This is a genomic window from Variovorax sp. FG153 (assembly GCF_057809595.1).
Genome location: NZ_JBMDKG010000030.1, coordinates 26348 through 38473, shown reverse-complemented (window position 1 = coordinate 38473; position 12126 = coordinate 26348). Strand labels below are relative to the sequence as shown.

Below are 12126 nucleotides of genomic sequence, written 5' to 3'. Positions count from 1 at the left end.
GGCGGCCTCGCCGGGGTGTTCCTGTACAGTCGTACGCCCCAGAACAGCAGCGAAAAGCGGAGGGATTCCCATGGCGCACATAGGCTATTCCTGGCCGACCTTCGACACCCTGACGCAGGAGATCGTGCGGGCGATCGGCCCGCAGCGCATCCTCGACATCGGCGCCGGCGGGGGCAAGTACGGTGCGCTGCTGAAGGACATCGTTCCGGACTGCGAGCTCACCGCGCTCGAGTGCGACGAAGCCGCCTTCCCGGGCCTGCGCGAAACGGGCTACCACCACATCCTGCCGATCACCGCCGATGGGCTCTACAAGCGCAGCAGCGACCTGTACGACGTCGTCATCCTCGGCGATGTCATCGAGCACATGCTGCATTCGCAGGGCCGCGACCTGCTGGAGTTCCTCAACTACCGCTCGCGCTACATCCTCATCTCCACGCCCGAGTGCATGCCGATGAGCCGTCCCGTCTTCTTCGAGGGCCACAACTCGCTCTGGCGGCCCGACTCCTTCTCGTGGCACGACTACTGGGCGCACCAGCAGTGCGGCGTGATGCATTTCTACCTGCTGCGCGGCCACGACAATTGGGCCGGCCCCGGCCTCGCGGAAGTGGTCGAGAAGGTGAACGGCGCGGGCATCTTCAACCGCTACCAGGACGAGAAGACCCAGCCGGTGCAGCTCGAGATCCGGGACACGCGCTTCAAGCAGCCCGCGGGCGACGACAACTTCATCCTCTACCGACCCTTCTGAGGGGAGCAACGCCATGGCCGAAGCGACCAAGACCTCCCTGCGCGACATCGACATCATCGTGTCGTACCGCGAGGCCAACGAGGAGCGGCGCGAAAACCTCTACACCGTGCTCGCGCACCTGGCGCACACCTACACCGACTACCGGCTGTGGCTGCTCGAGGCCGCGGCCGTGCCGAGCTTCGACTGGAGCCGGCTCGGCGATCCGAACATCCGGCATGTCTTCGTGCCGCACGACGGCCCGTTCCCCAAGTCGATGCTCTACAACACCGGCGTGCGGCTCGCGCGCAGCCCGGTGATCTGCTTCCACGATGCCGACTCGATCGCCCAGCCGCAGTCGCTGCGGGCCTGCATCGACGCCCTGATGGAGGGGCAGGACAGCGATGCGCTGTGCCCCTACTGGTCGGTGATCAACGTCGCCGGCGCGCTCAAGCAGGGCTTCATGGCCGACCCGGACTATGGCCGCCTGGCCACCATCGATCCGCAGCGATTGCCCGAGGACGCGATCGTGCTGTACCCCAATGCCAACGGCGGCATCGTGCTGTTCAAGCGCAGCGAGTACATCCGCGTGGGCGGCTACAACGCGCGGCTCGAAGGCTGGGGCGGCGAAGACGACGAACTGCTGCGCCGCGCCTCGCGGCTCGGCGTGCGCTGGCACTCGATGAACGTACCGATGTTCCACCTGCACCATGACTCGGTCTCGCGCGGCGAGCACATCGAGCGGATTCGCGATACCGAGAATGCGCGTGCGCCGGAGGCGATCGCCGACATGTCGCAAGAAGAGGTCGAAGCCCTGGCCGTCGAGCTGTCGGCCTTCTTTCGCTGAACCGGGGCGCCGGCCTGCGCACTCGCGGTCGGCTCAGCCGCCGGCTTGTTGCGAGCGCCACGCGAAGAAGCGCTCGATCGCGGGCTGGATGAACATCGCCTGCGAGGTGGCCGTGAAGAGCCGGTGGCCCAGCTCGGCGCGTTCCCGGCGTTCTTCCGGTGCCGACAGCAGCCGCTCGGCCGTGTCCGCGAGCCGCTCATAGGGCTCGCCGAAGACCCCCGGGCGCAGTTCGGTCCGCAACTCGCTGTCGTCGTAGATCTCGGTGAGGATCGGCTTCTTCGCGACGAAGCCCACGGCCAGCCGCGGAATCTCCACCGTGCGCGTGGCGTCGAGATAGCTCACATTGAGCAGCAGCCGGCTGCGCGCCAGCAGGGCGGCGCGCTCCGCCAGCGGGATCGTGTGGTGTGCCGCGACGGTCATGCCGCGCGCTCGGAGCGCCTCCAGCAGGCGCATGCGCCGATCGTTGAGGCTGCCGAAGAAGAGAACGTCGATGTCCTCGGCCACGGGCGGGTCGGACACCGGCGGCGGCAGGATGGCGCCAGCCTGGTAGCCATAGGGCACCAGGTCCGCGCGGGGGATTCCGAGCTCCGCATAGCGCCGGAAATTCAGTTCGCTGTATTCCCACACGTAGCTGTTGCGCAGGATCTCCAGGTAGGCCGGCGTGAACGCATTGCCGCCCTCGACCAGTTGCTCGATGTTGACGACGATGCAGTCGGGCCCGAGATGCGCCAACTGGTTCCAGGTCAGCCCGGCGGCGAACATGACGATGTTGACGCGGCTCGCGTCGACCTGTGCCTGCCGCCAGCTGACGTCGTAGCCGAGTTCTAGGAGCCCGAGCCTGAAGCCCTCGACGATCTCTCCGATGAACTGCGGATCGCCCGCCGATGTCAGGTGCAGTGGATGTTTCATGGACTCCCTCTTTTTCTTGGGGGCGCGCCTCCCGAATCGCGCGCCATGCGGGGGCGATTGTGTGCACGGCCGCGGCCTCACGCAAGCCGCCGCGCCCTGCTCAGGATGCGGCGGGCGGCGTGGCCGCCGATTCCCACAGGCGCATCCCGCCCGCCTCGATGTGCGTCAGGTACAGCCGCAGATCGAACTCCAGCTGGTGGTAGTCCGGCTCCATGTGCGTGCACAGCGCATAGAAGGCCTTGTCGTGGTCGCGTTCCTTCATGTGCGCGAGCTCGTGCACGACGATCATGCGCAGCCAGGGTGCCGGCACGGCCTTGAACAGGTTCGCGACGCGGATCTCCTGCTTGGTCTTGAGCTTGCTGCCCTGCACGCGCGAGACGGTGGTGTGGGTGCCCAGCGCATGGCGGATCACGTGCAGCTTGCTGTCGAAGATCACCTTCGACAGCGGGCCGGCCTTGCGCATGAACTCGTTCTTGAGCCCGGTCGTGTAGAGGTAGAGCGCCTGGTCAGTCTGCACGGCATGCGCGCCCTCGGGATAGCGCTCGCGCAGCCAGGTGCCCAGGCGCTCTTCGTCGAGCAGCCGCCGCACCTGTGCTTGCAGCGTCGCCGGATAGGCCGAGAGGTACTTCATGCGCGATGGCGCGATCGATGAGGCAGGGCCCGCCGCTCAGCGCGCCGCGAAGGCCAGCCCCGAGGCGACGCCGCCGAACAGGTCGCCTTCGACCAGCGGCACGCCCGCGAAGCTCTTGCGCAAGGCCTGCTGGAAGGGCCGCAGCGCCGAGGAGCCGCCGGTGAGGTAGATGGCATCGAGCTCGTTGCTGCGCAGGCCGGCGCGCTTGACGCAGGCATGGGCGCAGGCGATCACGGCCTCGAACTGTGCCGCGAGCTGCTGCGCCATGTCGGCCGGCGACAGGGTGCTCGTGAGGCCGGGCTCGGCGCAGTCGAGGTCGATGGTGGCGGGTGCATCGCTGACCGAGGCATCGATCTTGGCCTGCTCCACCGCGCCGAGCACGCGATGGCCGTGGCGTTCGTCGAGCACCGCCATGAGCCGGTCGTGCAGCCGCGTGTCGGCATAGCTGGTGCGCAGCTCGCGCGCCTGCCGGGTGGCCTTGGCGAGGTACAGCCAGTTGATCAGGTGCCAGGACGACAGGTCGAAGAACACCTTGCTCGGCACCTCGCGGCCCTGCGGCCCGTGGTGGCCGAAGCCCAGCAGCGGCATCACGCGGTCGAGATTGAGCCGCTGGTCGTAGTCGGTGCCGCCGATGTGCACGCCGGTGGTGGCCAGCACGTCGTCGCCGCGCTCCTCGCGCGCGGCGCGCTCGGGGCCCAGCCGCACCACGGTGAAGTCGGAGGTGCCGCCGCCGATGTCGACGATCAGCACCAGCGATTCCTTGCGCACGCGCTGCTCGTAGTCGAAGGCGGCGGCGATCGGCTCGAGCTGGAAGGCGATGTCGCGGAATCCCGCGGCGCGCGCGGCGGCGCGCAGGCTCTGCTCGGCGCGCTCGTCGCGCTTGCTGTCGTCGTCGACGAAGTGCACCGGACGGCCGATCACCACGCGTTCGGGCAGGCGGCCCATCTCGCGCGCGGCCCGCTCCGCCATCTCGCGCAGGAAGCGCGCGATGATGTCCTCGAAGCTCACGAGGCCGTCGAAGATCGCGGTCTTCTCCTGCATCAGCGGGCTGCCCAGCAGGCTCTTGAGCGAGCGCATCAGCCGGCCTTCGACGCCGGCGAGGTAGAGCGCGATCGCGTCGCGGCCGAAGTGCGTGCTGCGGTCTTCGGCGTTGAAGAAGATCGCGGTGGGCAGGGTGGTGGCCGCGCCTTCGATCGGCAGCAGCCGGGTGGCGCCCGCGATGCGGCAGGCGACGGCCGAATTCGAGGTTCCGAAGTCGATGCCGATCGCGGTGGCGTTCGCGGCCGCGGTGCTCAAGATTCCCTGCGCAGCGCGGGGAACAGGATCACGTCGCGGATGCTCGGCGAGTCGGTCAGCAGCATCATCAGCCGGTCGATGCCGATGCCGCAGCCGCCGGTGGGCGGCATGCCGTACTCGAGCGCACGCACGAAATCGTGGTCGTAGTACATGGCCTCGTCGTCGCCGCCGTCCTTGGCCGCCACCTGCGCGTTGAAGCGCGCGGCCTGGTCCTCGGCGTCGTTGAGCTCGCTGAAGCCGTTGCCGAACTCGCGGCCCGTGATGTAGAGCTCGAAGCGCTCGGTGACCTCGGGGCGCTCGTCGTTGGCGCGCGCCAGCGGCGAGATCTCGGTCGGGTGCTCCATGATGAAGGTCGGCTGCCAGAGCTTCTCTTCGACGGTCTCCTCGAAGTACATCACCTGCAGGCTGGCCAGGCTGCGCTGCGAGAGCCTGTCCTTCTCCTCGCTCAGGCCCAGCTTGCGCAGGGCGTTGACGAGCCAGGCGCTGTCGTCGACGCCGTCGCCCGCATCGGTGTACTTGAGGATCGCCTCGCGGATCGTCAGGCGCTCGAAGGGCTGCGTCAGGTCGACCGGCTTGCCCTGGTAGCTGAGCTGCTGCGTGCCCACGGCCTTGTCGGCGATGGTGCGGATCAGCGTCTCGGTGAAGTCCATCAGGTCGCGGTAGTTCCAGTAGGCCGCGTAGAACTCCATCATCGTGAACTCGGGGTTGTGCCGCACCGAGATGCCCTCGTTGCGGTAGCTCCGGTTGATCTCGAACACGCGCTCGAAGCCGCCCACGATCAGGCGCTTGAGGTAGAGCTCGGGCGCGATGCGCAGGAACATCTCCTGGTCGAGCGCGTTGTGGTGCGTCTTGAAGGGCTTGGCGTTGGCGCCGCCCGGAATGGGGTGCAGCATCGGCGTCTCGACCTCGAGGAAGTCGTTGGCCACCATGAATTCGCGCAGCGCGCTCACGGCCTTGCTGCGCGCGGTGAAGCGCACGCGCGCCGATTCGTCGGTGATCAGGTCGACGTAGCGCTGGCGGTACTTCTGTTCCTGGTCGGCCATGCCGTGGAACTTGTCGGGCAGCGGGCGCAGGCTCTTGGTCAGCAGGCGCAGCGCGGTGACCTTGACCGACAGCTCGCCGGTCTTGGTCTTCATCAGCGTGCCTTCGGCGCCGAGGATGTCGCCGAGGTCCCAGCGCTTGAACTCGGCATAGACCTCTTCGCCGACCGCGTCGCGCGTGACGTAGAGCTGGATGCGGCCGGTGGCGTCCTGCAGGGTCGCGAAGCTGGCCTTGCCCATCACGCGCTTGAGCATCATGCGGCCGGCCACGCTCACGGCGACGTTCTGCGCCTCGAGCGCTTCGGCTTCGACGGCGTCGTGCGCCTCGACCAGCGCGGCGGCGCGGTGGCCCGGCTTGAAGTCGTTGGGGAATGCGACACCCTTGCCTTCGGTCTGCGCGGTGCGCAGCAGCTTGAGCTTCTCGCGGCGTTCGGCGATGAGCTGGTTGTCGTCGACGGCGGGCGTGGTCGCGGCCGGAGCAGGGGTGTGCGGCTGTTGTTCGGACATGGGGAGGCGGTGGGGGAGGCGCGCGCGGGAAGGAAGAATCGGCGCGAAAGGCGGGATTTTAACTGAGGCAAAGGCGAGCGAATCCCCGCCCGCACGTCGCCGCCCGTGCGCTGCCAGCTATCAAATCCGAAGCGCGAAACGAGGCTGGGCGTGCCTTCAGGCGATACCGGTGCGCGCCAGCAGATCGCTGACCAGCTCCAGCCGCATCAGCGGACTCTCGAGCTCCATCAATCGCTGCCGCAGCTCGAGCTGCATCGGCACCAGCTCGCACCAGCGGTTGGCGACCCAGCCGCAGTCGTCGTAGCGGTAGGGCGCGCCGATCGGCAGGCGCGCCGGCGGCGAGCCGGTGGCGTCCTGCGCGCGCTTGCGTTCCTCGAGCGTGTCGACCAGGCGGCGCAGCGCGGTGGCGGTGTGCCGCAGGTCCTCGGGGATCTCGAGCGCGACGTCGTCGGCGAGGATCGCGACGTCGGCGATCCACAGGCCGTGCTTCTGCAGCTCGCTGTGGCGCACGCGAAAGCGCTGCGTGCCCACGCACTCGATCTGCAGCAGGCCGCTTTGCGGCGATTCGAATTCGCGGATCACGGCCAGCGTGCCGACCTCGGCGAAGCGCTCGGCCTGCGCGCCGGCCTTGCGCACCTCGGTGCCGCTCGTGAGGTTCACCACGCCGAAGGGCACGCCGCCCTTGCGGCACTTGCCGATCATGTCGAGGTAGCGCACCTCGAAGATGCGCAGCGGCAGCAGGCCGCCGGGGAAGAGGACCGTGCCGAGCGGGAACAAAGGCAGGGAGTTCAGAAGGGGTTGTGTCGTCATCGAAGAGCCTTGCGTGGCTATCATCGCACTCCGCTTCACCTCGCGCGCCATGCTCTATCAGATCCCATCGTTCCTCCTCGACGTGATCGTCGGCCTGCTCGGCGGCGCCTGCCTGCTGCGGCTCTACATGCAGTACCACCGCGTGCCCTTCGGCAATCCGCTGGGCCGCTTCATCTTCGCCATCACCGACTGGATCGTGCTGCCGCTTCGGCGCCTGCTGCCGGCCGTCAAGAAGTGGGACCTCGCGAGCGCCGTGGCCGCCTGGCTGCTGGTGATCGCCAAGTTCCTCGTGCTGTGGCTCTTGATCGGCAACCTCGGGCGCATCGGCGCGCTGCCGCTGGTCTCGTTCATCGGCCTGCTGCAGCTCGCGGTGTCGGGCCTGACCGCGCTGCTGGTGGTGTACGCGGTGCTCTCGTGGGTGCCGGGCGCTTCGCCGATGCTGCTCGACCTGATCTCGCGCCTGGCCGAGCCGCTGGTGCGGCCGTTTCGCCGCGTCATTCCGCTGCTCGGCGGTGTCGACCTGTCGCCGCTGGCGGCGATCGTCGTGCTGCAGGTGATCGCGATCGTGCTGAACAACCTGCTGGTGCTGGCCTACCGGCTCTGACCGTTTGCAGTCCCCATGAAAAAAGCGCCCGGAACCGCGAGGTTCCGGGCGCTTCGTCTTTCGGGAAGCGGAGGCTTCAGCTCACCGCATCCGCCGGCTGGCGCAGCAGCATCGCGAGCGTGCTGGCGATGGTCTTGCGCAGTTCGCGGCGGTCGCTGATGAAGTCGATCGCGCCCTTGGTCTGCAGGAACTCGGCACGCTGGAAGCCTTCGGGCAGGGTCACGCGCACGGTCGATTCGATCACGCGCGGGCCGGCGAAGCCGATCAGCGCCTTGGGCTCGGCGATCACCACGTCGCCCATGAAGGCGAAGCCGGCCGACACGCCACCCATGGTCGGGTCGGTCAGCACGCTGATGTAGGGCAGGCCCTTCTTCGCGAGGCGCGTGAGCGCGGCATTGGTCTTGGCCATCTGCATCAGCGACAGCAGGCCTTCCTGCATGCGCGCGCCGCCGGTGGCGGTGAAGCAGATGAACGGCACCTTCTGCTCGATCGCGGTCTCGACGCCGCGCACGAAGCGCTCGCCGACCACGCTGCCCATGCTGCCGCCCATGAATTCGAACTCGAAGCAGGCGACCACCACGCTGATGCTGTGGACCGAGCCGCCCATCACGACCAGCGCGTCGGTCTCGCCGGTGTTCTCCAGGGCTTCCTTGAGGCGCTCGGGGTACTTGCGGCTGTCCTTGAACTTGAGCGCGTCGACCGGCAGCACTTCCTGGCCGATCTCGTAGCGGCCCTCGGCATCGAGAAAAGCGTCGAGGCGCGGACGCGCGCCGATGCGGTGGTGATGGCTGCAGCTAGGGCAGACGTTCTGGTTGTGCTCGAGGTCGGTCTTGTAGAGCACCGTCTCGCAGGCCGGGCACTTGATCCACAGACCCTCGGGCACCTGGCGGCGCTCGGCGGGGTCGGTCTGGGCGATCTTGGCGGGTAGCAGTTTTTCAAGCCAGCTCATGGGCATTCCTAGGTTCGCGCGAAGGCGGGAGAGCCTTCGGGGCCGTCAGGGCCCCTTTCGTGCTTTTTCGCATGACGAAAGGGGCCTGACGAGGGCAGCGGCGATTATCGGCCAGCCGCATTCTTCGCGGTAGCCGCCGGCAAGGCATCGAGCGCCTCGCGGATGCCCGCGAGGAATTCATGCACTGCGGGCACCACCTGCTCGCGCGGCTGGCCGTCGATCAGCTGGATGATCTTGGTGCCGATCACGACCGCGTCGGCCGCCGAGCCCACCGCCTGCGCGGTGTTGGCGTCGCGGATGCCGAAGCCCACGCCGACCGGGATGCCCACGTGCTGGCGGATGCGCGGGAGCATGCGGCCGACCGCCTCGGTGTCGAGGTGGCCGGCGCCGGTCACGCCCTTGAGCGACACGTAGTAGACGTAGCCGCTCGCGATGCGCGCGACCTGCGCCATGCGCTCGTCCGTGCTGGTGGGTGCCAGCAGGAAGATCAGGTCGATGCCGGCTTCGCGCAGCTCGGCGGCGAACTGCTCGCACTCCTCGGGCGGATAGTCGACCACCAGCAGGCCGTCGACGCCGGCCGCGGCCGCGTCGCGGATGAAGGCCTTCTTGCCGTGCACGAGGTCGTAGCGCTCGACCGGGTTGGCATAGCCCATCAGCACCACGGGCGTGCGCGTGTCCTTCGCGCGAAAGGCCGCGACCATCGCGAGCACCTGCTTCATGCCGATGCCCAGCGCGAGCGCGGCTTCGCCGGCCTGCTGGATCACCGGGCCGTCGGCCATCGGGTCGGAGAAGGGCACGCCGAGCTCGATCACGTCGGCACCGGCCGCGACCATGCCATGCATGAGCTCGGGCGTGATGTCGGCATAGGGGAAGCCGGCGGTGACGTAGGGGATGAGCGCGCGGCGCCCGTCCTTCTTCAGTGCCTCGAAGGTGGCTGCGATGCGGCTCATCACTTGCCTCCCTTCACGCTCAGGCCGCGCATCGACGGTCGGTCGTAGAAGTCGACGCCCGCGAGGTCGGCGACGGTGCCGATGTCCTTGTCGCCGCGGCCCGAGAGGTTGACCAGGATCGACTGGTCGGGGCGCATGGTCTTCGCGAGCTTCAGCGCGTGGGCCACGGCGTGGCTGGATTCGAGCGCGGGAATGATGCCCTCCGTGCGGCACAGGTAGTGGAAGGCCTCGAGGGCCTCGATGTCGGTGACGCCCACGTACTCGGCGCGGCCGATGTCGGCCAGGTACGCATGTTCGGGGCCCACGCCGGGATAGTCGAGGCCGGCGCTGACGCTGTGCGTCTCGGTGATCTGGCCATCCTCGTTCTGCAGCAGGTAGGTGCGGTTGCCGTGCAGCACGCCCGGGCTGCCGCGCAGGATCGAAGCGGCGTGCTTGCCGCTGTCCAGGCCTTCGCCGGCGGCCTCGACGCCGATCAGCCGCGTGCCCGCGAACGGGATGTAGGGATGGAAGATGCCGATCGCATTGCTGCCGCCGCCCACGCAGGCGACCACCGCATCGGGCTGCTTGCCCTCGGCTTCGCCGGTGATGCCGTCGGCCGCCAGCATCGCGGGCATCTGCTCGATGCACTCGGTGCCGATCACGCTCTGGAAGTCGCGCACCATCATCGGGTAGGGGTGCGGGCCGGCGACGGTGCCGATGATGTAGAAGGTGTTCTCCACGTTCGTGACCCAGTCGCGCATCGCCTCGTTTAGCGCGTCCTTCAGCGTCTTGCTGCCCGATTCCACCGGCACCACCGTGGCGCCGAGCAGGTTCATGCGGTAGACGTTGGGGCTCTGGCGCTTCACGTCCTGGCTGCCCATGTAGACCACGCATTCGAGGCCGTAGCGCGCGCAGATGGTGGCCGTGGCCACGCCGTGCTGGCCGGCGCCGGTCTCGGCGATCACGCGCGGCTTGCCCATGCGGCGCGCGAGCATCGCCTGGCCGATCACGTTGTTGATCTTGTGGGCGCCGGTGTGGTTGAGGTCCTCGCGCTTGAGGTAGATCTGCGCGCCGCCCATTTCGCGGCTGGTGCGCGCGGCGTGGTAGATCGGCGAGGGCCGGCCGACGAAGTGCTTGAGCTCGTAGTGGAATTCGGCCAGGAAGGCCGGGTCTTCCTTGTACTTCGCGTACGCGTCGCGCAGCTCGTTGATCGCGTGGGTGAGCGTCTCGCTCGCGAAGGTGCCGCCGTAGTTGCCGAAATGGCCGGTGGCGTCGGGTTGCTGGTAGGTGCTTTGCATGGTTCTCGATCGTTGGGCCGCGGCCCGGTCGACAACCGGGTGCGGCGGCTAACTGGAGAAGGACGAGGCGTCGGCCGCTCTCACCGCGGCGACGAATTGCCGGATCTTGCCGGCGTCCTTCAGGCCCTTGTTCCCGGGACCGTCGATCTCGACGCCCGAGCTCACATCAACGGACAGCGTCTTGCAGCGTGTCCGCAGCGTGCGAATGCCATCGCCCACGTTTGCAGGTGTGAGTCCACCACTCAAGACGAGGTGAGCGTCGACGGCGGGTGGAAGAAGTGACCAATCGAATGCCTTGCCGCCACCGCCATAACCGTCGACATAGGCGTCGAGCAGGATGGCCTGGGCGTTTGAGAAATCGGACGCGTATTTTACGAGGTCGAAGCCGGCACCGGCCTCGCCGAGGGGAATGCGCGCCGCGCGCATGAAGCGGAAGCGCCCGTTTCCGCTCGCCGCGAGGCAGTCGGCGGGCGTTTCATCGCCATGGAACTGGGCGATGGCGCCCGGCACCCGGGCCAGGGCGGCGATGGCCTCGGCGGGTTGCGCATCGACGAACAGCAGCACCGGCGTGACGAAGGGCGGCAGGCGCGCGGCCAGCACGGCCGCGCGTTCGGGCGCGACGGCGCGCGGGCTCTTGGGGTAGAGCACGAAGCCGACGGCATCAGCGCCGGCTTCCACGGCGGCATCGAGGTCGGCTTCGCGCGTGAGGCCGCAGATCTTGATGCGGGTGCGCGGCGGGAGAGGGCTCATGGCGGGCCATCATAGGCCGCGCGGGCGGCCTGGAAGGTGGCCTCGGCCGGCAGACCCCATTTGGCGTCGTACAACGGGCCGAGGAAGTACAGCCCGTCGGGCGAGAAGGTCGGTGCCGCCGCGTCGCGGCTGCGCGCGGCGAGCACCTCGCCGATCCACTCGGGCGACTCGGCGCCCCGGCCCACGCGCACCAGGCAGCCCATCAGGTTGCGGATCATGTGGTGCAGGAAGGCATCGGCCTCGAACTCGAACTGCCAGCGGCAGCGCTGGCCCTCGCCGTGGCGCGTGATCTCGATGCGCCGCAGGTTCTTGACCGGCGAGCGGGCCTGGCAGGCCGAGGCGCGGAACGAGCTGAAATCGTGTTCGCCGATCAGCAGCGCGGCCGCGGCGCGCATCGCGTCGCCGTCGAGCAGGTTCATCGACCAGCCGACCCGGCCCGCGTCGAGGCTGGGGCGCACCGGTGATTGCGAGAGCACGTAGACGTAGCGCCGCGCGAGGGCGCTGGCGCGGCAGTGGAATTCGGCCGGCACCGGGTGTGCCCACTGCACGGCGATGTCGTCGGGCAGGTAGCGGTTGGTGCCGCGCATCCAGGAGAAGGGTTCGCGCTGCACCTCGGTGTCGAAGTGGATCACCTGCATCAACGCATGCACGCCGGCGTCGGTGCGGCCGGCGCAGAGCGTGGAGATGCGCTGGGCGGCGAACTGGGACAGCGCCTTCTCGAGCTTGTCCTGCACCGTGCGGCCCGAGGACTGGCTCTGCCAGCCGTCATAGGCCTGGCCGTTGTAGCGGATGCCGAGCGCCAGCCTCACGAAACCAGAAACGAAGAGGCCGGCGC

Annotated in this window: 13 protein-coding genes; 3 read left to right on the top strand and 10 right to left on the bottom strand. The window is 68.4% G+C overall.

Annotated elements, in window-relative coordinates:
- Positions 1–70: 70 nt before the first annotated feature.
- Together ACODT0_RS27225 and ACODT0_RS27220 are read left to right on the top strand one after the other, a co-directional pair.
- The gene (locus ACODT0_RS27225) at positions 71–745 is read left to right on the top strand and encodes a class I SAM-dependent methyltransferase (RefSeq protein ID WP_261208681.1); all 675 of its coding nucleotides are present in this window, start codon (positions 71–73) and stop codon (positions 743–745) included.
- A 13-nt stretch (positions 746–758) separates the two neighbouring features.
- Positions 759–1568 (top strand): glycosyltransferase family 2 protein, encoded by an 810-nt coding sequence (locus tag ACODT0_RS27220; RefSeq protein WP_261208680.1) that lies wholly within the window; start codon positions 759–761, stop codon positions 1566–1568.
- A 33-nt stretch (positions 1569–1601) separates the two neighbouring features.
- Here ACODT0_RS27220 and ACODT0_RS27215 read toward each other — a convergent pair whose 3' ends face one another.
- From ACODT0_RS27215 to ACODT0_RS27195, 5 genes are all read right to left on the bottom strand, one after another.
- Complete coding sequence (locus ACODT0_RS27215; RefSeq protein ID WP_261208676.1) at positions 1602–2477, bottom strand: CgeB family protein; 876 nt, start codon at positions 2475–2477, stop codon at positions 1602–1604.
- A 100-nt stretch (positions 2478–2577) separates the two neighbouring features.
- Positions 2578–3108, bottom strand: a complete 531-nt coding sequence (locus ACODT0_RS27210; RefSeq protein ID WP_261208673.1) for a M48 metallopeptidase family protein — start codon at positions 3106–3108, stop codon at positions 2578–2580.
- Between the two features lie 36 nt (positions 3109–3144).
- Complete coding sequence (locus ACODT0_RS27205) at positions 3145–4404, bottom strand: Hsp70 family protein (RefSeq protein ID WP_261208671.1); 1260 nt, start codon at positions 4402–4404, stop codon at positions 3145–3147.
- Positions 4401–5951, bottom strand: a complete 1551-nt coding sequence (lysS, locus tag ACODT0_RS27200; RefSeq protein WP_261208669.1) for a lysine--tRNA ligase — start codon at positions 5949–5951, stop codon at positions 4401–4403. The genes ACODT0_RS27205 and lysS overlap by 4 nt, the downstream gene beginning before the upstream one ends.
- 156 nt (positions 5952–6107) lie before the next feature.
- Entirely contained in the window at positions 6108–6761 is a 654-nt protein-coding gene (locus ACODT0_RS27195) for an LON peptidase substrate-binding domain-containing protein (protein ID WP_261208667.1), read from the bottom strand.
- Positions 6762–6810: 49 nt separating this feature from the next.
- On the opposite strand from ACODT0_RS27195, the gene ACODT0_RS27190 reads away from it, so the two are divergent.
- The gene (locus tag ACODT0_RS27190) at positions 6811–7365 is read left to right on the top strand and encodes a YggT family protein (RefSeq protein ID WP_057592332.1); all 555 of its coding nucleotides are present in this window, start codon (positions 6811–6813) and stop codon (positions 7363–7365) included.
- Positions 7366–7441: 76 nt separating this feature from the next.
- Here the strand turns inward: ACODT0_RS27190 and accD are convergent, their stop codons facing one another.
- The 5 genes from accD to truA form a co-directional block, all read right to left on the bottom strand.
- Positions 7442–8314, bottom strand: coding sequence for an acetyl-CoA carboxylase, carboxyltransferase subunit beta (gene accD, locus ACODT0_RS27185; RefSeq protein WP_057592272.1), 873 nt, complete (start codon positions 8312–8314; stop codon positions 7442–7444).
- A gap of 104 nt (positions 8315–8418) precedes the next feature.
- On the bottom strand, positions 8419–9264 hold the full coding sequence (gene trpA, locus ACODT0_RS27180) for a tryptophan synthase subunit alpha (protein WP_261208664.1): 846 nt from the start codon (positions 9262–9264) through the stop codon (positions 8419–8421).
- Complete coding sequence (trpB, locus tag ACODT0_RS27175) at positions 9264–10541, bottom strand: tryptophan synthase subunit beta (protein WP_057592270.1); 1278 nt, start codon at positions 10539–10541, stop codon at positions 9264–9266. Before trpB ends, trpA begins: the two co-directional genes overlap by 1 nt.
- 48 nt (positions 10542–10589) lie before the next feature.
- Positions 10590–11291 carry a phosphoribosylanthranilate isomerase gene (locus tag ACODT0_RS27170; RefSeq protein ID WP_261208660.1) on the bottom strand — a complete coding sequence of 234 codons (702 nt, stop codon included), beginning with the start codon at positions 11289–11291 and terminating at the stop codon, positions 10590–10592.
- A complete protein-coding gene (gene truA, locus ACODT0_RS27165) occupies positions 11288–12100 on the bottom strand; it encodes a tRNA pseudouridine(38-40) synthase TruA (RefSeq protein WP_261208659.1) in 813 nt (270 codons plus the stop codon). Before truA ends, ACODT0_RS27170 begins: the two co-directional genes overlap by 4 nt.
- Between the last annotated feature and the right edge of the window lie 26 nt (positions 12101–12126).

What these genes read in the sequence shown, in the direction of transcription:
- ACODT0_RS27225 (WP_261208681.1), top strand. Translation starts at nt 71, where the DNA reads ATGGCGCACATAGGCTATTCCTGGCCGACCTTCGACACCCTGACGCAG.
- ACODT0_RS27220 (WP_261208680.1), top strand. Translation starts at nt 759, where the DNA reads ATGGCCGAAGCGACCAAGACCTCCCTGCGCGACATCGACATCATCGTG.
- ACODT0_RS27215 (WP_261208676.1), bottom strand. Translation starts at nt 2,477, where the DNA reads ATGAAACATCCACTGCACCTGACATCGGCGGGCGATCCGCAGTTCATC.
- ACODT0_RS27210 (WP_261208673.1), bottom strand. Translation starts at nt 3,108, where the DNA reads ATGAAGTACCTCTCGGCCTATCCGGCGACGCTGCAAGCACAGGTGCGG.
- lysS (WP_261208669.1), bottom strand. Translation starts at nt 5,951, where the DNA reads ATGTCCGAACAACAGCCGCACACCCCTGCTCCGGCCGCGACCACGCCC.
- ACODT0_RS27195 (WP_261208667.1), bottom strand. Translation starts at nt 6,761, where the DNA reads ATGACGACACAACCCCTTCTGAACTCCCTGCCTTTGTTCCCGCTCGGC.
- ACODT0_RS27190 (WP_057592332.1), top strand. Translation starts at nt 6,811, where the DNA reads ATGCTCTATCAGATCCCATCGTTCCTCCTCGACGTGATCGTCGGCCTG.
- accD (WP_057592272.1), bottom strand. Translation starts at nt 8,314, where the DNA reads ATGAGCTGGCTTGAAAAACTGCTACCCGCCAAGATCGCCCAGACCGAC.
- trpA (WP_261208664.1), bottom strand. Translation starts at nt 9,264, where the DNA reads ATGAGCCGCATCGCAGCCACCTTCGAGGCACTGAAGAAGGACGGGCGC.
- trpB (WP_057592270.1), bottom strand. Translation starts at nt 10,541, where the DNA reads ATGCAAAGCACCTACCAGCAACCCGACGCCACCGGCCATTTCGGCAAC.
- ACODT0_RS27170 (WP_261208660.1), bottom strand. Translation starts at nt 11,291, where the DNA reads ATGAGCCCTCTCCCGCCGCGCACCCGCATCAAGATCTGCGGCCTCACG.